This window comes from Williamsia sp. D3 (assembly GCF_000506245.1).
GTDB lineage: Bacteria > Actinomycetota > Actinomycetes > Mycobacteriales > Mycobacteriaceae > Williamsia > Williamsia muralis.
In genome coordinates this window covers 40,203-61,459 of the sequence record NZ_AYTE01000030.1, presented here as the reverse complement: position 1 = coordinate 61,459, position 21,257 = coordinate 40,203, and the positions used below count along the sequence as shown (strand labels likewise).

General features: G+C 65.0%; 17 protein-coding genes and 1 pseudogene. 9 read left to right on the top strand and 9 right to left on the bottom strand.

All coding sequences use genetic code 11. The annotated features are described in order from the left end of the window. Positions 1-5 precede the first annotated feature (5 nt). Complete coding sequence (locus W823_RS47840; protein ID WP_023960154.1) at positions 6-1,841, top strand: siderophore-interacting protein; 1,836 nt, start codon at positions 6-8, stop codon at positions 1,839-1,841. 146 nt (positions 1,842-1,987) lie between these two features. After that, positions 1,988-2,938: an AMP-binding protein gene (locus W823_RS47835; RefSeq protein ID WP_023960152.1), complete on the top strand. Its 951-nt coding sequence runs from the start codon at positions 1,988-1,990 to the stop codon at positions 2,936-2,938. Positions 2,939-3,954: 1,016 nt separating this feature from the next. Here the strand turns inward: W823_RS47835 and W823_RS57380 are convergent. Next, entirely contained in the window at positions 3,955-4,905 is a 951-nt protein-coding gene (locus W823_RS57380) for a sigma factor-like helix-turn-helix DNA-binding protein (protein WP_081729832.1), read from the bottom strand. Positions 4,906-5,284: 379 nt separating this feature from the next. On the opposite strand from W823_RS57380, the pseudogene W823_RS47825 reads away from it, so the two are divergent. From W823_RS47825 to W823_RS47815, 3 genes and pseudogenes are all read left to right on the top strand, one after another. Continuing rightward, positions 5,285-6,264: pseudogene (locus W823_RS47825) on the top strand (iron chelate uptake ABC transporter family permease subunit). Then, positions 6,261-7,355 carry an iron chelate uptake ABC transporter family permease subunit gene (locus W823_RS47820; RefSeq protein ID WP_023960148.1) on the top strand — a complete coding sequence of 365 codons (1,095 nt, stop codon included), beginning with the start codon at positions 6,261-6,263 and terminating at the stop codon, positions 7,353-7,355. Before W823_RS47825 ends, W823_RS47820 begins: the two are co-directional and overlap by 4 nt. Positions 7,356-7,400: 45 nt before the next feature. Next, positions 7,401-8,240, top strand: coding sequence for an ABC transporter ATP-binding protein (locus tag W823_RS47815; RefSeq protein ID WP_051406608.1), 840 nt, complete (start codon positions 7,401-7,403; stop codon positions 8,238-8,240). A gap of 31 nt (positions 8,241-8,271) precedes the next feature. Here W823_RS47815 and W823_RS47810 read toward each other — a convergent pair whose 3' ends face one another. Further along, entirely contained in the window at positions 8,272-9,252 is a 981-nt protein-coding gene (locus W823_RS47810) for an iron-siderophore ABC transporter substrate-binding protein (RefSeq protein WP_023960144.1), read from the bottom strand. A gap of 124 nt (positions 9,253-9,376) precedes the next feature. Between W823_RS47810 and W823_RS47805 the strand changes: the two genes are divergently transcribed. Next, the gene (locus W823_RS47805; protein ID WP_023960142.1) at positions 9,377-10,153 is read left to right on the top strand and encodes an SDR family oxidoreductase; all 777 of its coding nucleotides are present in this window, start codon (positions 9,377-9,379) and stop codon (positions 10,151-10,153) included. Between the two features lie 94 nt (positions 10,154-10,247). Here the strand turns inward: W823_RS47805 and W823_RS47800 are convergent, their stop codons facing one another. From W823_RS47800 to W823_RS47790, 3 genes are all read right to left on the bottom strand, one after another. Beyond that, positions 10,248-11,072 (bottom strand): CoA ester lyase, encoded by an 825-nt coding sequence (locus W823_RS47800; protein ID WP_023960140.1) that lies wholly within the window; start codon positions 11,070-11,072, stop codon positions 10,248-10,250. Positions 11,073-11,224: 152 nt separating this feature from the next. After that, positions 11,225-13,057 (bottom strand): acyl-CoA dehydrogenase, encoded by a 1,833-nt coding sequence (locus W823_RS47795; protein ID WP_023960138.1) that lies wholly within the window; start codon positions 13,055-13,057, stop codon positions 11,225-11,227. A 171-nt stretch (positions 13,058-13,228) separates the two neighbouring features. Continuing rightward, a complete protein-coding gene (locus tag W823_RS47790) occupies positions 13,229-14,497 on the bottom strand; it encodes an APC family permease (protein ID WP_031332739.1) in 1,269 nt (422 codons plus the stop codon). 65 nt (positions 14,498-14,562) lie between these two features. Between W823_RS47790 and W823_RS47785 the strand changes: the two genes are divergently transcribed. After that, entirely contained in the window at positions 14,563-15,318 is a 756-nt protein-coding gene (locus W823_RS47785; protein WP_023960135.1) for a GTP pyrophosphokinase family protein, read from the top strand. Positions 15,319-15,322: 4 nt separating this feature from the next. On the opposite strand, the gene W823_RS47780 is transcribed toward W823_RS47785, so the two are convergent. Next, on the bottom strand, positions 15,323-16,096 hold the full coding sequence (locus tag W823_RS47780) for a deoxyribonuclease IV (protein ID WP_023960134.1): 774 nt from the start codon (positions 16,094-16,096) through the stop codon (positions 15,323-15,325). A 116-nt stretch (positions 16,097-16,212) separates the two neighbouring features. Here W823_RS47780 and W823_RS47775 point away from each other — a divergent pair, with 116 nt between their 5' ends. After that, complete coding sequence (locus W823_RS47775) at positions 16,213-17,613, top strand: wax ester/triacylglycerol synthase family O-acyltransferase (RefSeq protein WP_023960133.1); 1,401 nt, start codon at positions 16,213-16,215, stop codon at positions 17,611-17,613. An 18-nt stretch (positions 17,614-17,631) separates the two neighbouring features. Here W823_RS47775 and W823_RS47770 read toward each other — a convergent pair whose 3' ends face one another. The 3 genes from W823_RS47770 to W823_RS47760 all read right to left on the bottom strand — a co-directional run bounded on the left by W823_RS47770 (position 17,632) and on the right by W823_RS47760 (position 19,989). Next, positions 17,632-18,480, bottom strand: coding sequence for an alpha/beta fold hydrolase (locus W823_RS47770; RefSeq protein WP_038253867.1), 849 nt, complete (start codon positions 18,478-18,480; stop codon positions 17,632-17,634). 95 nt (positions 18,481-18,575) lie between these two features. Beyond that, the gene (locus W823_RS47765) at positions 18,576-19,691 is read right to left on the bottom strand and encodes a DNA adenine methylase (protein ID WP_023960131.1); all 1,116 of its coding nucleotides are present in this window, start codon (positions 19,689-19,691) and stop codon (positions 18,576-18,578) included. An 82-nt stretch (positions 19,692-19,773) separates the two neighbouring features. Beyond that, entirely contained in the window at positions 19,774-19,989 is a 216-nt protein-coding gene (locus tag W823_RS47760; protein WP_023960130.1) for a hypothetical protein, read from the bottom strand. 180 nt (positions 19,990-20,169) lie between these two features. On the opposite strand from W823_RS47760, the gene W823_RS47755 reads away from it, so the two are divergent. After that, positions 20,170-21,249, top strand: a complete 1,080-nt coding sequence (locus W823_RS47755) for a phosphatase PAP2 family protein (protein ID WP_023960129.1) — start codon at positions 20,170-20,172, stop codon at positions 21,247-21,249. The last annotated feature ends 8 nt before the right edge of the window (positions 21,250-21,257 follow it).

Here is a 21,257-nt window from a genome sequence, read left to right as displayed (position 1 = left end):
GAGCCGTGGCCGGTTCGGTGCGCGATCTGACAGTGAGCCCGATCTGCTTGCGCGAGTTCGATGTTCTGCGTGTGTGGGACGTGACGCCGGGGATGCGACGTGTGGTTCTCGGAGGTCCGGCCATCGGCGAGCACACACGCGACGGTGTTGTCCTGCCCCCGGTGCAGACCAGCGGATTCGACGACGACGTGAAGATCATGCCTCCCGACCCGGTCACCGGAGGGTTCCCCTTCGAGGTGCCCCGTAACACCGGTGCGGGCCTGATCGACTGGACGCCGGGCAGTTTCGAGTACACCCGTACATACACCGTGCGCGCCTTCGACGCTGGTGCAGGCGAGTTGACCATCGACTTCGCCCTCCACGAGACCGGACTCGCCTCGACGTGGGCCCGTCGTGTGGTGCCGGGGGAGAAGATCCTGGTCGCCGGCCCCAAGCACTCGGCGGGACTGCCGACAGCAGCCGATTGGATGCTGATCGGAGGGGACGAGACGGCGTTGCCTGCGATCGGGCACTGCCTCGAGATGCTGCCGTCATCGCTACCGGCGACGGTGGTGATCGAAGTGGCAGACCCTTCACATCATCAGGAATTACCCAGCGCCGCAGAGGTACACATCACCTGGCTGTATCGCAGTGAGGCCGAGGGCAGGTCGCGGCTGGCCGAGACACTCCAGTCGGTCCCGTGGCGTGACGGTCAGCCATACCTGTGGGTCGCGGGGGAGGCCATGGTGATCAAGCCGCTCCGCAGATGGGCCAAGCGAGAGAAGGGGATACCGAAGGAGTTCACCGACATCGCCGGCTACTGGCGTGAGCGAGCGGTCGCCACCGTCGCGGGCGATCCCGAGGTCATCGACGTCGCCACGCAGGCGCCGGACCCCTTCGAGCGCGTCCACGAGTATTCGGAGCTGTTGCCTGCATGTGCGTTACGCGCAGCAGTGACGCTGGGGGTGTTCGCAGAAGTCGACGCGGGTGCGGTCACCGTGCAGGACATCGCCGCTGCTTGCGGGGCACGTCCCGACCCGCTGCACAAGCTGGTGCGTCATCTCGTGGTGATGGGCCTGCTGGTCCGAGAGGGGAACATCTACTCACTCAGCGACGTGGGCGCGGTGCTCGCCGACCCCGACACCCCGTGGGTCGAGGGATTGCGGATGGACTCCGCCGAGACGCAGATGCAGCTGTCGTTTCTCCGACTTCTCGACGTGGTGCGAACCGGTGATCCGGTCGGAATCGGGGGTTTGTCGGTCGAGGATTGGACGATTGACCCCGACCGGGCCGATGACTTTCACGGTGAGATGGTCGAATGGCCGACGTATCTCGCGCCGGCGTTGACCGAGGCCATCTCGTTCGACGGTGTGCGCACTGTCGCAGTCGTCGGCGAGGGCGGTGGTCCCTACGTGGACGCGATGCTGCGCGCGTATCCGTCGCTCGAGATCAGTGTTGTGGGCATGCCGTCGCTCACCGAGCGCATGCTCGGGGACGTGACCACCGAGAGGCGGCCTCTGGTCAGGCGCGTCGCAGGTAGTCACGTCGCGCCGCTGCAGACGAAGGTCGACCTCCTCGTGGCGGCAGGCGTCGTAGAGACCCTGCCCGACGGTGACGCGGCGGTTGCGCTGACGGCGTACGCGGAGTCTGCCGGCCGGGTGGTGATCCCGACTCGGCTGATGGACCCGGAGACGACAAACGACTACGAGACGGAAGAAGATCTTCTCCGGATGTGTGTGTTCGGGTCGGGCTCTCGCACGGAGGCCGAAATGTGCGCCCTCATCAACTCGGTCGGTGTCGGCGCACTGCACGTCGGGCCACTGGGGTGGGGCGCGTACGTCGTCGAATACCGAGCGAATTGATAACCCGTCTAGACTTTTGAACTCTTCCAAGGCTAGCCTTACCTCAATTGTGGGTGGAGGCCCACGTAAGCCGGGTGAATGCAGGCCATTTCCGACTCGGCTTCGAATTGAGCTTTGCGAAGCTACTTGGAAGAGGGGTGTATCCAATGGGTGCGGCGCAGCTGAACACATTTCTCGACAACACCGTTGCTCGCCATTTCGGCCGCCCGGCCGTGGCGTGCGGTGAGCACGAGACCGACTTCGAGCGTTTTGATGAATCAGTGCAGTGGCTCGGCGAAGACCTGGCGTCGCGGGGTATCGGCGCACGTCAAAGGGTTGGTGTCTGTGTAGGCGGCGGATGGGAGTTCCTGCTCGCATTCCACGCATTGGTGCGGTTGAACGCCGTGGTGGTGCCGATCGATCCCTATGACGAAACGTCGGTGACCGCTGCTGCCGGACTGGACCTGCATTTTGTTCTCACGCATTGCGCGGAGGACTTTCTTCACGAAGAGAATGTCGGGCTCATGTGCGGCGACCGAATACCCCCGACATTTGATGTGGCAGAAGAGTTCCGTTTGATCGCAATTTCGCCGCGGTCGCCCCTGCAGGCCGAAGGCGGTCTGATCCTCAACGACCTGGGGTTCCGATTCTGGGGTAACGGAGAAGTGGCCGAACGTATCGGGGGCCTGCAAACCGATCTCGACCTGGATGAGGACGCTCGTGCCGTGGTCTGTGGCCCGTGGAGTTGCCCCTCCGCAGTGATGCTGGTACTCGCCTGCGCAGCGTCGGGTTCCTGCGTGCATGTTGTCGACCACGTGCATGACTCCGTGACGGTGCACGATGCGCTGGGTGAGGGTGACGTGTCGGTGGTCTTCGCCCCGCCGCTGGTCATGCACGACCTGATGCGTGCAGCAGACCCCTGGACCTGGGGCCCGAGGCGCCCGCGGATGGTCCTGCCCGACGGTGAGGTGCTTCCCGATGTGCTGCTGCGCCGCCGGGGTCTGACTCGTCAGACCTGCGATGACCCGCCTGTCTACCGGTCTGGTCTTGCCGACCGGCATCCTGCGGATCATGCCGGCTACGGCCGGAGATCAGCAGAATTGCGCCCGGTCTCCTGAAGACCCCGCCGAATTGTCAACCACGCAGAATCGTCAGCTCAGAGCTGCGGTGACGAGTGCGGCCAGTTCAACCTCTTTGCGGTGCTCCAGTGTGGAGACGACGGTTGCCACATCCGAGTCGTCGGGCAGGAAGAGCGACGTGGCAATTGCCGCGACGAGGTCGTCGCGATCAGCCGGCGCAGGGTTCCGGTGGCCCAGCAGAGCAAAGATCTGATCGACCGGCTCTGCCGACTCGCTTACCGAGCGACGTACGACGTCGAACCCGTCCGGTGAGAACTCGAGGAAGATCTCGTCGCCCAGGGCCAGGCCCAGGTCGCTGACGAAGCGTTTGATGGTTCCCACTCGGGCCTGCACGGACACCCACATCAGCGACTGTGGCCCCAGTCGCGACGGCAGCTTCAACGGATTCCCCGGGCCTACTCCGATCAGGCCCGCGAGGGCTGACGGGATGTTAAATGCCGACCCTTTGAGGTGCGCGCCGGACACCGTTGTGGCCCAACGAATGACGTCGCCCTCGCAATAGAGACATCGGGTCTTTGCTGGCGACTTCCTGTGGACATAGCGTTCGCTGCGCCGGGTCACCACATCATCTCGCGTCACGAACTCGCCGGCCCCCGCGTACGCCCGGATGCTCGTTTCGGTGACGTCGTACTTCTCGCTGATCTGCGACACCAGATCCTTGATGCCGATACTGCCGCCCGCAGCGTCGAGGATGTGGCCGATCTGCCGATGGACCGGCTGGTACTGATCACCGCCCCATCGACGCAGTCCATAGGTGGTGCGATCGGTCTTGACGATCCGATCGTCGGTGACCAACGCATTGCGGACGCTCGACCGGGAGCGTGGCTTGCCGGCGAGTCCGGTCAGGATCTCCTCGAATGTGCGGGGCGCTCCGGCGATCGACAAGACCGCGCACACCAGATCCGCAGTGGACGTCGAGCCTTTGACCACATGGTCGTCGAGCACGGTGAATCCGCTGCTGTTCAACCATCTCGTCGCCTCGGACTCCGACAGGTTCAGTTTCGCGGCCACGATGCCGACCGGGACCAGCGCCTCCTCACCCGCGTGCGCATCGAGGACGTCTTCGACAAGGTCGGCGATCTGCGCGGGGGTTCGGCTGATGATCCATCCGTCCACGCCGGCAAGGTCGTTCGATCCGGCGATGAGCAGCTGTCCCACGGAGACCCCGAGCGCGGGTATCGCGGTGGCGAAGAGTGGCAGGGTCTCGGCCACCCGGGCAGAGTCCGCCACCGGATCGGCCAGTGCCACCGTCTCGGCGAGAAGCGGCGCAGGTCCACCGAACTCTCCACGGTCTCCGACAGTTGCAGCCGCAGACTTCGGTCGAGCTGGTTCACTCGCTCGCGCGACAACCCGAGTTCCTTGGCCAGGTCGGCCTGGGTGCGGGGCTTGGCCGCGAATATGCGCTCGTGGAGGATCACGCGGTCGCGTTCATCGACGGACTCGATGAACTCGAGCAGGTGAGGATCTGCCAGTACCCGGCCGCCGCTCCGGTTGTCCTCACCGTGCGGTGCCCGGGTCGCCTCGGCCACCAGGGCTGCGACGACGTCGATGACAATGGCACGGCCGACCCCAGGCAAGTGCAAGAGGTGGCCGGCCGAGTGTGTAAGGACATTCGAAACGTCTCGAATGCTGTTGTCGTGCAACGCTGAGACGGCGTCCGGCTCCAACTCGAGCGCGGCCACGGGCGTGCCTCCGGAGACAGTCGGGAAGTCGTCGGCAAGTGTGATGTCCGCGCGGTCGGTCACATGCCGCAGCGCGACGAGTTCGCAGAAGCGACGGAAGTTGTTGGCGTTCAATGCCTCTGCTGGGCTCCCGTCCAGCCAGGCGTTGGGGATCAGCTCGTCGCTGGCGAGGATCGATGGCCCTGACCGGTACTCCTCGAGCCACGGCAGGAGCATGGGCCAAGCCGTCTTCGAGAACGGCTGCGCCGCGTTCGAGTCGGGCATCAGCAGTGGGCCTTTCGTGGGCTGCGGTCACGGCACGAAGTGGCCGGTCGAGATGGGCGGTAACGGAAGATTAGCCTATCTGTAAACCTGGTTAGTTGCCGCAAAGTTGCCGAACGGGAGGCTCCGGCGCGACGCTTCAAAAGCCGCCCGAACTGCGACGATGCCGACAACGGGCGGGCTGCGGTATGGGACCCTGCTATTGGCACTAAGGTGAGCATTACCTACTGATAGATGGGGCTGAGATGCAGGACAACGCGTGCCGGGCTCGGACGTGACTGTCGGTGCCGACCCCGGCCTCCGGGTGGACCTGACAAAGAGCGCAGATGGTTCGGCGGCGCGCCGTCGTGCTCAGGGATTGGCGCAGACCAACACCAGGCGGATGCTCGGCTGGGTTGCCGGGGTCGTCGTCCTGGCCGCGGTCTGTATGCTCAGCATCGCCATCGGCGCCAAGGACGTGCCGTTCTCGACGGTGTGGGATGCGCTGTGGTCGTACGACAACTCCGGCGACCACATCATCGTTCGCGACCTGCGTATCCCGCGCACCATCCTCGGCCTGATCGTCGGGGTCGCGTTGGGGATCGGTGGAGCCTCATCCAGGCGATCACGCGAAACCCGTTGGCAGATCCCGGGATTCTCGGCGTCAACGCCGGCGCCGCGTTCGCCGTCGCCCTGGCGGTCGGGGTGTTCGGAGTGGCGAGCATCTGGGCGTACATCTGGTTCGCATTCGCCGGTGCGGTGGTGGTGATGGTCTTCGTGTACGCGCTGGGGTCGATCGGCAGAGGGGGCGCCACACCCATCCGTCTCACGTTGGCCGGAGTTGCCATCGGTGCCGTGCTCACCGGCATCACGTCGGGACTCATCCTGCTCGACCCGGAAGCCTTCGACCAGATGCGGTTCTGGAATGCGGGGTCGATCGCGGGTCGCGGACTCGAGGTGTCGGGTGCGGTCGCGCCGTTTGTTGTGGTCGGGCTGGTGCTCGCGTTTGTCATCGCCCGTCCGCTCAACGCTGTTGCCATGGGTGACGACCTCGCGCGGTCACTCGGGGCGAACGTGGCCCGCACCCGGGTCATCGGAGTCATCGCGGTGACGTTGCTCTGCGGCGCCGCCACCGCGGCCGCCGGCCCGATCAGCTTTCTGGGACTGATGGTTCCGCACGTGGCCCGCTGGATCGTCGGGCCCGATCAACGCTGGATCCTGGCGTACACGCTCGTGGGTGGGCCGATCGTGCTCCTGCTGTCCGACGTGATCGGACGTGTGATCATCCGGCCGGGCGAGATGCAGGTCGGGATCGTCACCGCGTTTGTCGGTGCACCCGTCCTCATCTTCCTGGTTCGACGAGGCAAGGCGAGCGGCCTGTGAGCGTCGACGCGCAGAACCAGGACAAGCCGGCGCTTCCTGGCGATATCGACTTCGGACGTAAGGTCGCCGTGCTGCGCGTGCAGGGTGGCACGCTGTCGGGGCGGATCGACGTTCGCGCCGTGGCCGTGATCGTCATGCTGGTGGCCGCTGCGCTGGTGGTTGCGGTCTTTGCGCTCGGCACCGGGGACTACCCGGTGTCCCCGGACCGGGTGGTTCAGGCGATCTTCGGTAATGGATCCCGGATCGAAGAGCTCGTGGTGATGGAATGGCGGATGCCGAGGGTGCTGCTGGCGCTGATCCTCGGGGCCGCACTGGGCGTCAGCGGGGCGGTGTTCCAGTCGATCACCCGAAACCCGTTGGGCAGCCCCGACATCATCGGCTTCAACACGGGCGCCTATACGGGCGCACTGGTGGTTCTGCTGATCATCGGTGGCGGCGGCTATTACGACACCGCGGTGGGCGCACTGGTCGGAGGCATGATCACCGCACTCCTGGTGTACCTCCTGGCCTTCAAGCGTGGTGTCCAGGGATTTCGGCTCATCATCGTGGGAATCGCCATCAGCGCGGTCCTGTCGTCGGTGAACGCCTGGCTGATCCTGCGAGCGGACCTCGAGGATGCGATGTCTGCGGCGGTGTGGGGTGCCGGATCGCTCAACGGACTGGGTTGGACGCAGGCCCGCCCTGCCCTCATCCTGTTGGCGGTCCTCACCCCGCTGCTGGTTCTGGCGTCCTACCGGATGCCGATGCTCGATCTGGGCGATGACGCCGCCAAGGCGTTGGGCATCCGCGCGGAACCGACGCGATTGGTGCTGATCGTCCTCGGTGTCGCGCTCACCGCCGTTGCGACCGCAGCGGCGGGCCCCATCGCCTTCGTGTCGCTGGCCGCACCACAATTGGCCCGGAGGCTGACCCGCACGCCGGGCGTGGCCATGCTCCCGGCGGCGGTCATGGGCGCATTGCTATTGGTGGCCAGTGACCTCATCGCCCAGCGCGCCTTCACACCCACCCAGCTTCCGGTGGGAGTTGTCACGGTGTCGGTGGGTGGCCTCTACCTGGTGTGGCTGCTCGCCCGAGAGGCGCGTCGCCAATGACCCAACAATCTCGAGACGTCCGATGACGAGGTGCGAACAGTGGACATGAGCAAATTCGCGGACCAAGAAGTACCGTCCGCGACCCCTCGCGGCGACGGGGTGCACACCCGGTTGCAGGCTCAGGACGTCACCATCGGCTACGACAAGCGGGTGATCAGCGAATCGTTGAGCGTCGACATCCCAGACGGCGCCTTCACCGTGATCGTCGGACCCAACGCCTGCGGCAAATCGACTCTGCTGCGGGCTCTTTCGCGACTTCTGGCCCCCACCAAGGGCTCGGTGCTGCTGGACGGTAAGGCGATCAGTTCTTATCCGGCCAAAGAGGTGGCGCGCAGGCTCGGTCTCCTGCCGCAGTCATCCATCGCGCCCGACGGCATCAGGGTCGCCGACCTCGTCGCCCGCGGGCGTTATCCCCACCAGAAGTTGATCCGGCAGTGGTCGGCCGACGACGAATCCGCCGTGATCGAGGCGATGACGGCGACCGGAGTGACCGAGCTGTCGGGGCGGTTGGTCGATGAACTCTCGGGCGGACAGCGTCAAAGGGTCTGGGTGGCAATGGTGTTGGCACAGCAGACTCCGCTGATGCTGCTCGACGAGCCGACCACGTTCCTGGACATCGCCTACCAGATCGACCTGCTCGAGTTGTGTGCCGAGCTCAACAAGACGGGCGGTCGAACGCTTGTCGCGGTGTTGCACGACCTCAACCATGCGTGCCGCTACGCCGACCACATCATCGCCATGAAGGCCGGTGCCATTGTGGCGGAGGGTCGACCGGCCGACATCATCACGGCCGATCTTGTCCGCGATGTGTTCGGCCTCCCATGCCGGATCATCGACGACCCGGAATCGCATACGCCCCTTGTGATCCCGCTCGTCAGACGCTAAATGTTGCAGGAACGGGCGGCCGAGCGGTGCGTCACTGTACGCGCTCGGCGATCAGGGGCACGACCGTGTCGAGCGCGTACTGGATCGACAGCACCGAGTTCGTCGAGTAGGCCCGCGAGATCGTGAGGTCGTCGAAGACGAGGTAGCGGCCGGCGGCGACGGCGGGCACCGACTTGAACAGCGGGTCGCCTTCCACCTCGGCGGCCGTGCGCTGGATCGGGAAGACCACCACCATGTCGGCGTCGAGCAACCGCAGGTTCTCGTCCGCAATGGGGACCGAGAATCCCTTGGCGTCAGCAGGATCGATGGCGGGATTGGGTGAGAAGCCCAGTTTGACGAGGAACTCGACCCGTTCGGTGTCGGGCGAGTAAGCGCCCCACCCCGTCCCGGAACGAGCTGCCACGGTGACCGTCTTGCCGCGGAACTCGGGGTTCTGCCCGGCAACTTCGGTGAACCGGCCATTGAGCTGCTCGACCAGTTCGGTTCCCTTCTCCGGGACTCCTAGTGCTTGCGACACCATCGTCACCTGTTGTTCGAGGGTGGTCTTGTAGCTGTCGGCGCCGGCGGGCAACGCAACGGTCGGGGCGATCTCGGCCAACGTGTCGTATCTCTTTTGGTCTCCCGAGCTCTTGGTGTCGAGGATCAGATCCGGTTCGAGTGCGAGGATCTGCTCGAACGACGGCTCCCGGGTTCCGATGATCTCGGGCGGGTTGTCGTAGAGTCCCTCGGCCCATGGGCCCACACCCTCGCCGCCGAAGTCGAGCCAGTCGCTTGCTCCCACCGGCTGCACACCGAGGGCAAGCGCGGTCTCGGCGTCGCCCCATCCGAGAGCGACCACCCGGGTCGGCGGCTTCTCGATCGTCACCGGGCCGAACTTGGTGGCCACGGTGACCGGGTACGCGCCGGTCGACGTACCGGATGTCGGGGATTGCTCTTGATCGCTCTCATCGGAACAGGCGGCCACGAACAGAAGGGCGAGAATGCTGAACACAGCTAGGACTCGGCGGAACATGGGATGAGGCTAGCCTATGCTTAGCGAGGCTCACCAACGGGCTTGGCACCTGATGAATTGCTCGCCCGGCGCGGCCTTACGCAAACACTTGAACCGAGCAAGCGCTCGGTCGTAGGCTGCGTCCGTGGATATCAATGGAGCAAGTGCAGTAGTTACCGGTGGCGCATCGGGGATCGGCGCCGCAGTCGCGCGCCAGCTCGCCGGACTGGGAGCCAAGGTTGTCATCGCCGACCTTCAGGCGGACAAGGGTGAGGCCCTCGCCAAGGAGATCGACGGGGTGTTCGTCAGCGTCGACGTGACCAAGACCGAGCAGATCGAGGCCGCCGTGAACAAGGCGACCGAGCTGGGACCGCTTCGGGCACTGGTGAACTCGGCGGGCATCGGCTCGGCGCAGCGCACCATCGGGCGTGACGGCGAGTTCTCGTCGGCCCACGACCTGGACGCATTCCGAAAGGTCATCAACATCAACCTGATCGGCAGTTTCGACGCGACCCGGCTGGCCGCGACCGCGATGAGTCGCAATGAGGCCACCGAAACCGGCGACAAGGGCGCGATCGTGTCGATGGCCAGCGTTGCGGCGTTCGACGGCCAGATCGGCCAGGCTGCGTACTCGGCATCCAAGGGCGGCATCGTGAGCCTGACCCTCACCGTGGCACGTGACCTCGCCGCTGCCGGCATCCGGAACAACACCGTTGCCCCCGGCCTGATCGAGACCCCGATCTACGGAACGGGTCCCGAGTCGGAGGCGTTCAAGGCCAAGCTGGGAGAGAACGTCCTGTTCCCGAAGCGGCTCGGTACCCCGGACGAACTGGCGTCCATGGTGATCGAACTGATCACCAACTCCTACATGAACGGAGAGGTCATCCGCGTCGACGGCGGCATCCGGATGCCACCGAAGTAACTCGTGCGCTAGGGATCGGTCAACATCGTCCCCCTGGACGGCCGCTGAGGGAATTGCTCCCTCGGTGCGCGGTCAGGGGGACGATTTCTGTGTGTCAGCTGGTGTATTCGGCGGCGAGTCGCGCGATCTTCTCGGCCCGCTTGAGGCGGGGCGGATCGCTGCCGTCGCGAACCACCCGGCCGCGGGCCTCGAACTCCGACAGGAAGTCGGTGGCCCAGGCGGTGTCTTCCGAGCTGGGGCTGGCGACGCGGTTGATGACCGCCGGCTGCGAGGCGTTGAGGCACAGTTTTCCGGTGAGTCCGAACGCGACCGATGTCGCTGTCTTCGCCTCCAGGACGGCCGCGTCGTCGGTGACCGCCGGACCGTCGATGGGGCCTGGCAATTCGGCGACCCGGCTGGCCACCACCAGCCGCGACCGCGGGTACGCCATCACGGCGTCGTCTGCAGCGGTGCCGGTGTCGTGGCGATAGTCGCCGCTGCCGAACGCAAGGCGCAGGACGCCGCGGGCGCGGGCGATCTCGACGGCGTTCTCCACCCCGACCGCCGACTCGATGAGTGCGATGACAGGGGTGTGGCCGCCGAGGCGGTCGAATGTCTCGCTCACCTGCGCGGCAGTCTCGGCCTTGGCCAGCATCACACCGGCCAGACCCGGTGCTCCGCGTAGCCGGTCGATGTCGTCGGACCAGAACCGCGTGGTCCTGTCGTTGATCCGTACCCAGGCCGTGGCGGTGTCGAGCCAGGTACACACCCGTTCGCGCGCTGCGCCCTTGCCGCGCGGGTCGACGGCGTCTTCGAGATCGAGGATCACCTGGTCGGCGTCCGATCTGGCGGCGGCGTCGAAGTCGCCCTGGGCGGCGTTGACCAACATCCACGAGCGGGACAGTTCGGGGGTGACGGATCGGGCGATCGTGGAGGGCATGCCCCTAGTGTGCGGCCGGCGCCGGAGCGGTCGCACTTTGAGTTCATTACGTTCACCCGTGAGCGGAGGGCTGGGCCGCGCGCGATGCAGGAACAATCGAAAAGAGTGGGCCGCCCCCTGACGGTGCGGCCCACTCTTTTCAACGCTTCGGACTAGAAGGAGGCTTCGTCGAGCTCCATCACGTCGTTGTCGATGTTCTCGATGATGCCGCGTGCGGCGGTCAGTTCGGGCAGGACGTTCTTGGCGAAGAAGCTGGCGACGCCGATCTTGCCGTTGTAGAACGCGGTGTCTGCTTCGGATGCACCGTTGTCGAGTGCGGCAAGGGCGACCTCGGCCTGGCGCAGCAGCAGCCAGCCGATCATGAGGTCACCGACGGCCATGAGGAAGCGAACGCTGCCCAGTCCGACCTTGTACAGCTCGGTCGGCTGCTCCTGGGCTCCCATGAGGAAGCCGGTGAGGGTGGCGGCCATGCCCTGGACGTCGTCGAGTGCGGTCTTGAGCAGAGCGCGCTCGGCCTTGAGCCGGCCGTTACCCGCTTCGGACTCGATGAACGAGCTGATCTGTCCGGCGACGTGGGCCAGTGCCTGGCCTTTGTCGCGGATGATCTTGCGGAAGAAGAAGTCCTGCGCCTGGATGGCGGTGGTGCCTTCGTAGAGCGAGTCGATCTTCGCGTCGCGGATGTACTGCTCGATCGGGTAGTCCTGCAGGAAGCCGGAGCCACCGAGGGTCTGCAGCGATCCGATGAGCTGCTCGGATGCCTTCTCGGAGCCGACGCCCTTGACAATTGGCAGCAGGAGGTCGTTGACGCGGAATGCCATCTCTTTGTCGGCACCTGAGACGAGCTGTGCGGCAACCACATCCTGGTGCGATGCGGTGTAGAGGTACACCGCGCGCAGGCCTTCGGAGTAGGCCTTCTGCAGCATCAGCGATCGGCGAACATCAGGGTGGTGCGTGATGGCCACCCGCGGTGCGGCCTTGTCGGTCATCTGGGTCATGTCGGCGCCCTGGATACGCTCCTTGGCGTATTCGAGTGCGTTCAGGTAACCGGTGGACAGAGTCGCGATTGCCTTGGTGCCGACCATCATTCGTGCGTGCTCGATGACGTCGAACATCTGCGCGATGCCGTCGTGCACCTCGCCGACGAGCCAGCCCTTGGCGGGGACGCCGTGCTGACCGAAGGTCAGCTCACAGGTGGCCGATACCTTGAGGCCCATCTTGTGCTCGACGTTGGTGACGTAGACGCCGTTGCGCTCGCCCAGCTCGCCGGTCTCGTGGTCGAAGTGGAACTTGGGCACGAAGAACAGTGAGAGTCCCTTGGTGCCGGGCCGTGCGCCCTCGGGGCGGGCCAGCACCAGGTGGATGATGTTCTCGGTCATGTCCTGGTCGGCGGAGGTGATGAAGCGCTTCACGCCGTCGATGTGCCAGGTGCCGTCGTCCTGCTTGACGGCCTTGGTGCGGGCGGCGCCGACATCGGAACCGGCGTCGGGCTCGGTCAGCACCATGGTGGCGCCCCAGCCGCGCTCGGAGCTGATGGCAGCCCACTTCTTCTGCTCTTCGGTGCCGTTGTTGTAGAAGATGTTGGAGAAGCCGGCGCCGGCGGCGTACATGAACGTGGCCGGGTTGGCGCCGAGGATCAGTTCGCCGATGGCCCAGTACAGCGACCGCGGGGTCGGCAGGCCGCCGAGTTCTTCGTCGATGCCGAGCTTGTCCCAGCCGCCGTCGGTCAGGGCCTTGTACGACTTCTTGAAGGCCTCTGGAACGGTGACCGAGTGGGTCTCGGGATCGAAGACCGGTGGGTTGCGGTCGGACTCGGTGAACGAGTCGGCCAGCGGGCCTTGTGCGAGGTTGTTCACCTCCCGCAGCATGTCGATGGCGGTCTCGCGGTCGAGATCGCCGAACTCACCACTCGCGAGGACCTCATCGAGCTTCAACATCTCGAAGAGGTTGAACTGGAGGTCGCGGAGATTGCTCTTGTAATGCCCCATTGCAGAATCCTTTGCAATCGTAAAACTGCCGTTGAGAGTGGCGAGTGAGCGCCCATGGGCTCGTTGCACGCTAAGTTACTCACCAGTAACAACTCAAATATACATCCGCATACCACGACGCACAAACGCTGTGTCGAAGAGAAAAGATGATTTGCACCACTGCGCGGGCGATCAGTGATCTGCGGTTGACCGGCGGCGGAGCAACCGCAGCCCATAGAGCGCGGCGCCGATCGCGAGAACGCCCACCCCCGCGATCACCGAGGTGGCCGGCAGGCTGAATCCGAGCACCAGACAGCCGATCAGCCCGGCCACCGGAACAGCTTTACGCCACCACTCCCGTGGACCCTCGAGAGTGAGAGCGCTCAGATTTGCGATGGCGTAGTAAATGAGAACGGCGAACGCGGAGAATCCGATGGCGTCGCGTACGTCGAACGTCGCGGCCAGCACCGCGACAACGATCCCGACGACCACCTCGGCGCGATGAGGGACGTGAAAGCGGGGATGGACCGCTGCGAGGGCACGGGGCAGATTGCCGTCGCGAGCCATCGCGAGCGTGGTCCGCGAAACCCCGAGGATCAAGGTGAGCAACGCGCCGAGCGCAGCCAGGGCCGCGCCGATGGTGACCACCGGGACCAGGGCCGGCGCGCCCGCAGCGCGCACCACGTCCACCAGCGGGGCGTTCGAGTCGCTGAGCGCACCGGCGCCCATGACGGCCAGCGCCCCCACCGCCACGAGCGCATAGATCACCACCACCACCGCCAGCGCGATCGTGATCGCCCTCGAGATGGTGCGGACCGGATCGCGCACCTCCTCGCCAAGGGTGGCGATGCGGGCGTAACCGGCGAACGCGAAGAACCACAAGCCCGCGGCCTCGAGGAGACCGGTCGCCGACAGACCCGATGTGGGATCGAGGCGTGCGGCGTCGACATCGGGTGAGGCCGCGACTGCGACCACCACGGACACAAGCACAATCAGCACAACCGCAACGAGTAGCCGGATCACCCACGCCGACTTCTGGATTCCGACGTAGTTGACCGCGGTCAGTGCCAGCGTCACGGCGACCGCAACGGCGTGTGCGTGCTCGGGCCACAGATAGAAACCGGCGGTCAGCGCCATCGCCGCGCACGACGCGGTCTTACCGACGACAAAACCCCAGCCCGCGAGGTAACCCCAGAACATGCCGAGGCGCTCACGGCCGTACACGTAGGTCCCGCCTGCCGACGGGTACTGCGCGGCCAGTCGCGCCGACGAGTTCGCATTGCAGTAGGCGACGACGGCGGCGATGGCCAGCGCAATCAGCAGGCCGGATCCGGCAGCGCCCGCGGTTGGGGCGAGGGTGACGAAGATACCCGCGCCGAGCATCGCGCCGAGTCCTGTGACAACCGCGTCGCAGAGTCCGAGTTCGCGACGCAACTCCGGAGATTGCGGTGTGACGGTCATGATGCCGGATCCTCCCCGAGCCGCATGTGGGTCAGTATGCCGCACGGCTCAGGCACGATGGACACATGACCGACCTGACCGACCGCTCTGATCTGCCCCGAACTGATCTGCCCGGACGAGATGAGACAGGCCACGCGAACACACCGCTGGTCCGATGGCTCACCGCCGAAGGCGTGGAGCGTGATCTGGCGCCGGCTGATCTCATCGAGATCGGTCACGGTTTGCGAAAGTTCATGCTGCCGTTCCAGTTTGCGATCAACGAGATCGTCACGAAGATCGAGATCCTGCGCGACGAGTTCGCCTACCTCAACGACTACAACCCGATCGAGCACATCAGCTCGCGGGTCAAGACCCCCGAGAGCTTGCTGGCCAAGGCCCGACGCCGCGACATCCCGGTGGACCCCGAATCGCTGGCCAACCGTCTCGACGACATCGCCGGCGTGCGTGTGACCTGCAGCTTCATCTCTGATGCGTACCGGCTCACCGAGCTGCTCTGCGCGCAGCCCGACGTGCGGACGCTACAGACCAAGGACTACATCGCAGAGCCCAAGCCGAATGGCTACCGCGGCCTGCACACCATCGTCGAGACGCCCGTGAACCTCAGCACCGGCCAATTGCCGGTGAAGGTGGAACTACAGGTTCGGACCATCGCCATGGACTTCTGGGCGAGCCTCGAGCACAAGATCTACTACAAGTACGACCGCACCGTGCCGGCCCACCTGCTCGACGAACTGACCGTCGCGGCCGGCACCGCCAACGTGCTCGATCAGCGGATGCAGGCCATCCGCAACGAGATCCACGGTGTGACCGGTGAGCGTTGAATCCTCAGCTGAGGGCTTCGCGTAGATATTGCACGTCGTCGGCGAGACCCTCTTCGGGGGTCTCCAAGATCACCGGCGCGTCGGCGGCCCTGGCGACGGCCACCAGAACGTCGGGATCGATGTGACCAGACGTGAGGTTGGCGTGCCGGTCGCGGGCCGAGTCGAACTCGTCGCGGGAGTTGTTCAGGTGGAGCAGGTCGATGCGGCCGGTGATCGCCCTGACCCGTTCGACGATGTCCACGAGGTCTTCGCCTCCGGCCCATGCGTGGCAGGTGTCGAGGCAGAAGCCGGCGTTGTCGAAATCGCCGACGGCCTCCCACAGGCGCTCGATGTTCTCGAGGCTGCGGGCCAACGCGTTGTCACCACCGGCGGTGTTCTCGATGAGGATCGGGACGGGGAAGCCACCCTTGTCGGCGGCCCGCTCAAAGAGCTTGCGCCAGTTCTCGTATCCGGTTGCCGCGTCTTCGTCGTCGCGGAGGTGTCCACCGTGCACGACCAGCCCGAATGCGCCGAGGTCGGCGGCCGCCTGGGCCTGGTTGATGACCGCCTGCCGCGACGGCATCCGCAGCCTGTTGTTGAGGCTGGCGACGTTGATGCGGTACGAACTGTGCACCACGACGTCGATCGGGGAGTCCCGGATCTGCTGGGCCAGGGGGTGCGGATGAGGCTTACCCCACTCCTGTGGATCGGTGACGAACATCTGCAACACCTCGGCGCCGAGTTCTTCGGCTCTGCCGATGGGATCGTTGTCTTGTCGTACGTGGGCACCAATGCGCATGCGTCCACCTTATGGCGTCTGCCCTTATCGCAGAACCACAGGTATTTCTCTGCCGGTGCGAGCAGAGTGGGACTGGTCAATGGGGTGGAGCAACTTTTCTTCGAAAGGTGTTAGACGTGGAACGGTTGAGTGGTCTTGACGCGTCCTTCCTGTATCTGGAGACGCGGTCGCAGTTGATGCACATCATCGGGTTGATCGAGCTGGATCCCGAGACGGTGCAAGGGGGTTATTCGTTCGCGAAGATGCGCGACGAGCTGGAACGACGGATCGGGGCGTTGCCGACGTTCCGTCGAAAGGTGCGGGACTCGATCCTGAACCTCGACCATCCGGTGTGGGTCGAGGACCGCAATTTCGACATCGAACGGCATGTGCACCGGGTGGCGGTGCCCGCGCCCGGTGGTCAGCAGGAGCTCGCCGATTTCTGCGCGCACATCGCTGGGGTCCCACTGGACCGCAGCAAGCCGTTGTGGGAGATGTGGGTCATCGAGGGGCTGGCCGACGGCAAGATCGCGGTGTTGCTCCGGATGCACCACGCCGGTGTCGATGGCGTGACCGCCTCGGACCTGCTGGCCCAATTGTGCACTCTCACACCGGAACCACCGGAACTCGACGACGTTTCCCTGTCTCGCACCGCGGGCGACTCCTCGCTCCTAGGCCTCGCCGCCGACGGCGCTCTCCAGATCGCCAGGCGGCCGCTCAGTTTTGCGCGGCTGCTGCCCAAGACCGCGCAGGTTCCGTTCGAGTGGGTGTCGCGAGCGTTGCGCGGTGAGGCCATGCCGGCTCCGTTCCGGGCTCCACGGACGCCGTTCAACAGGTCGATCACCCCACATCGCAGCATCGCCTACACACAGGTGTCACTCACCGACCTCAAACGGATCAAGGATCACTTCGGGGTCAAACTCAACGACGTGGTGCTCAGCGTGTGTGCCGGTGCGCTGCGCAACTACCTCGACGACCGGGGTGAACTGCCGGAACAGCCGCTGGTGGCGATGGTCCCGGTGTCGGTGCACGGCGACAACGACGACGACCTCGTCACTCAGGGAACCAACAAGGTGACCGGCATGTTCACCAAGCTGGCCACCGACGTGGCCGATCCGGTGGAGCGCATCACGACGATCGGTGAGCAGGTGCGCAAGTCAAAGGACCATCACGGCTCGATGGACTCGAACCTGTTGCGTGGCTGGGCGCAGTTCATCCCACCTGCCACGATGGGTCTGGCGATGAAGCTGTACTCGTCGAACGAATTGGCCGAGCATCACCCGCCGGTCTTCAACCTGGTCATCTCCAACGTTCCCGGGCCCGACTTCCCGCTGTACTACCTCGGCGCCAAGATCGACGCGATGTACCCGCTCGGGCCGGTGTTCCACGGCTCGGGCGTCAACATCACCGTCTTCTCGCAGAACGGGCACCTCAACATCGGAGCCATCGCCTGCAAAGAGCACGTGCCCGACCCGTGGCCGCTGATGCACGCGTTCGAACACGAGGTGAAGGCGCTGCTCGAAGCCTGCGATCCGTGACCCCTTGATGCCGCCGGGCTAGACCGGGGCGGTCTCTTTCACGTGTGCGGTGACGCGCCGTGCTGCGTCCAGGAACTTCGGGATGAACTCGTCGGCTTCGAGCACGCAGCACGCGTGTCCGCCGTTCACCTCGACGGTGAGTACACCGGGGATGTTGTCCGTCAGCAGCTGTTGGCGCCACAGCGGGATCACACGATCCTTCAGCGAGAGCAGGACTGCGGTGGGCACATCGATCTCGCCCAGCCACGGCTGAGAGTCGAAGTAGCTCATGCCGTCTCCGAGGGTGCCCAGCCGCGACACCGGGGTCGAGAGGAATTGGCGTAGCGCCCACACGGTGTCGGGCACCGAACGGTCGTCGAGTTTGGCGGCCTGGGGTTGCACATGCGGTGGATGGATCAACTTCATCAACCTGCCGATGTTCGACATGTTGGTCTGCCGCTGTGGGTCGTGGCTGCCGAAGAACGGCCCGGTGGAGCACAGCACCATTGAAGTGACCCGGCCCGGATGTCGTCGCCAGACCAATTGCGCGATACCGCCTCCCATCGAGAAGCCGGCGACCGTGAAGGTGTTGATGCCCAGGACGTCGGCAAGCGCGGCGACGTCGTCTGCGCAGTCGTCGAGGTCGAAAGGCTTGTTGCGGATACCGCGGCCATGCCAGCGTTGGTCGAGGGTGATCACCCGGAACTCCTGGTTCAGCTGGGGGATCAGCGGATACCAGCACAGCAGGCCGGTGGTGAGGACCGAATGCAGCAGGAAGACTGCCGGCGCGTCCTTGGGTCCGGAGTCGGTGACAAATGTGGAGCCACGCCCCGGCAGGTGAATCATGTGGCCGTGGGGGAGGTCGTGTACGGGGTACGGCTCGATCATCTTGTCGACGCGCGACAGGACCTGATTGCGGACCGACTGCAGCACATTTCGCACCGCACCGACGTTACGGGAAAACGGTCGCAGCGGTCGGCCGGTCAGGTCTTCTCGACCAGATACAGGTGCTCGGTGACGTGGGTGTTCCGACCGCCGAGGTTTCGACTACCACGGAAAGTGTTGTAGCGCTGCGTGATCTCGGTGACCGGACCGACATCAGCGAGGATCTCACGCATCTGTTCCGGCGAGATGTATCCCTCGTCGTTGTAGGAGATCAGGACGAACCTGGTGTCGAGGTCGTCGATGAGACGTGCCAGCAACGGGCCGGCGGTGGACCGCACGTTGTACCCCGAGCGATTCCAGTCGCGCGGGATGCCCGATACGCGGCTCATCTGCGCGGGCTCCCGGTTCTCGGCGATCAGGTTGAGCATGAAGTAGTTGGAACCGTATGGGTGCTGGTTGTACGGGGGATCGAGATAGGCCACGTCCACCGGCACGATGAGGTCGGGCAGATCGGCGGCGTCGGCCTGCAGGATCTGGCGTTCGGCGTGGTGAACACTCAAGACCGGCGGGGTCAGGACGATCTGTCGGGTGATGCGGCCCAAGGCGTCGGCGGCGGTACCACCGAACCTCCCGATGCCCGTTCCGCGGTCTTTGTAGAAGCCCTTGAACACCCCGGAAGTGTTGGCGTGCACGGACGCAGCCGAGAGCAGCGGTCCGAGGAGCAGCGACCGCATCGGCTGCGGCCGGGCATGGATCAGCGCGACGTACGCGTCGAGTCGACGGGCGTTGTCCGTGGTGTAGAAGACCCGCTCACCCTGCGCGATTCGGCTGTCGTCGGCGGGTGCGTAGTGACGGGCGATGAAACCGTCTGTGCGGAAACCTGATTCGACCTCGGCGTTGATCTCGGCGACGGCGGACCGGATCGCCTCGTCATCGATCTCGCCTTTGTTGGTCAGATAGCATTCGCTGATGACGCGAGCGTAGCTCTCGAGGTCGTTGCTGATCACGACGTCCGACCGGGCTTTGGCGAGCCGGGACACCACGCCGCTACCCGAGAACGCATCGAGTGTCACCAGGGGCCGGCCGAGCCGTTGTTGGACCGACGCCAGAGCGTCGTCGACCAAACCGAGTAGCTGTCGTTTGTTCCCGAGGTAGGTGATCAGCTGGGTGGTCCGGTAGATGACCTCGTCATCTGGAGAAGGGGCCACGGACACAGCCCGAAGCCTATCGCTCACCTGTGGGGGCTCCGGGATTGTCTCGACGCGGCTGTGTCTCGGTGTTGGGTTTGCCGGTGGGTCAGTCGTCGAGGCAGAGTTCGGTTTCGATGCTGATGGGTACGCCCGTGGCGATGAGCAGTCGGCAGGGGGCCTCGGAGTCGCGGTAGAGGTTCAGCCATTGGTGCCCGCGGCTGCCATCGGCGTAGACCGCCTCGAGTGTGCGGTTGAGCCGCGCCTCGGCCTCGTTGTTGATGATGTAGCGCTGGTCGCCGTATCGCAGATACTTGTTGGGCACGCGGGTAACCTCCACCGGCTTGATCTGTTCCGTCCACGTTCAGTGTGACTCAGACCACGAAATGTGTTCACCGGTTTCATCCGGCAAGATCCGGCAGACTTCGCCTAGGTTGTTGGTGGGAACATTCTGCGAATTCTGGGCGAACAGCGGGTATCGAATGCGTATGCGGGGGCCTCGACGATGAGCACACAGGAGGTCGAGCGGTTCGACGTGGCGTCGGAGGGCGCCGTGGAACGGTCGCCGATGCCTTGGTGGCGCAATCTGCGGGTATGGCGTTGGGTTGCGACAAGCCTGTGGTTGGGCGTCGTCGTGGCGCACCTGATCTTCCTCGGCCTCGCGTTCGACCGGACCCGCTTGATCTTGCTGATGTGCCTGGGTCTGGCCGCAGCGAGTATCGGGCGGCGACGGGTCACCACGGTGATCATCGATTGGCTCCCGTTCGCCGGGATACTCTTGCTCTACGACTTCACCCGGAACATCGCCCAGTGGATGGGGATGCCGACGCACTGGTCGCTCGCCGCAGATTTCGACCACATGTTGTTCGGGGTGAATCCGACGGTGTGGTTGCAAGAACGTCTGAAGCAACCCGACACGCCTTGGTGGGAGGTCTTCACCAGCGTCGTCTACATGTCGTACTTCATCATCCCGTATGCGGCTGCCGCAGTGTTGTGGCTGCGCAATCGCCACGCGTGGCGACGGTACGCGGCCGGCTTCCTGATCATGACGTTTGTGGCGCTGGTGGGGTACACCCTGCTTCCCGCCGCGCCGCCATGGGCCGCCGCCCGGTGCACCTCGGAGCAGGTCGCGGACTATCCGCGCGCACCCGAATGTATGAATCAGCTCTATGCCGATGATGGCGGACTGCTCGGGGAGCTGGAGCCGCAGAACGCGGGCGCCCAGCCCTACGTCGAACGCATCTCCGCGCGCGGGTGGGAAGTGCTCGACATCCACGCCGCTTCCAACCTGCTCCAGTTGGGTCAGGCGAAAGCCAATCTTGTTGCCGCGATCCCGTCGTTGCATGCGGGGTTGACCATGTTCCTGGCGCTGTTCATGTGGCCCCGCGTGCGTGCACTCGGGCGAACGTTGTTCCTCGGCTACGCCGTTGCGATGGCCTTCACGTTGGTCTACACGGCCGAACATTATGTGCTCGACATCCTCCTCGGATGGGGGCTCGCTGCTGCCGTGGTGGTGGGCGTCGATGTTGTGGACAAGCGGTTGATCGCCAGAAGGAATCGATCGCCGGTCCCGCAGTCGGAGTGAGTGGCTCG

Bases quoted from the DNA above. Each gene is read 5' to 3' on its own strand.
- W823_RS47835 (WP_023960152.1), top strand. From the start codon at position 1,988: ATGGGTGCGGCGCAGCTGAACACATTTCTCGACAACACCGTTGCTCGC.
- W823_RS57380 (WP_081729832.1), bottom strand. From the start codon at position 4,905: ATGCCCGACTCGAACGCGGCGCAGCCGTTCTCGAAGACGGCTTGGCCC.
- W823_RS47815 (WP_051406608.1), top strand. From the start codon at position 7,401: ATGAGCAAATTCGCGGACCAAGAAGTACCGTCCGCGACCCCTCGCGGC.
- W823_RS47810 (WP_023960144.1), bottom strand. From the start codon at position 9,252: ATGTTCCGCCGAGTCCTAGCTGTGTTCAGCATTCTCGCCCTTCTGTTC.
- W823_RS47800 (WP_023960140.1), bottom strand. From the start codon at position 11,072: ATGCCCTCCACGATCGCCCGATCCGTCACCCCCGAACTGTCCCGCTCG.
- W823_RS47795 (WP_023960138.1), bottom strand. From the start codon at position 13,057: ATGGGGCATTACAAGAGCAATCTCCGCGACCTCCAGTTCAACCTCTTC.
- W823_RS47790 (WP_031332739.1), bottom strand. From the start codon at position 14,497: ATGACCGTCACACCGCAATCTCCGGAGTTGCGTCGCGAACTCGGACTC.
- W823_RS47785 (WP_023960135.1), top strand. From the start codon at position 14,563: ATGACCGACCTGACCGACCGCTCTGATCTGCCCCGAACTGATCTGCCC.
- W823_RS47780 (WP_023960134.1), bottom strand. From the start codon at position 16,096: ATGCGCATTGGTGCCCACGTACGACAAGACAACGATCCCATCGGCAGA.
- W823_RS47770 (WP_038253867.1), bottom strand. From the start codon at position 18,480: ATGATCGAGCCGTACCCCGTACACGACCTCCCCCACGGCCACATGATT.
- W823_RS47755 (WP_023960129.1), top strand. From the start codon at position 20,170: ATGAGCACACAGGAGGTCGAGCGGTTCGACGTGGCGTCGGAGGGCGCC.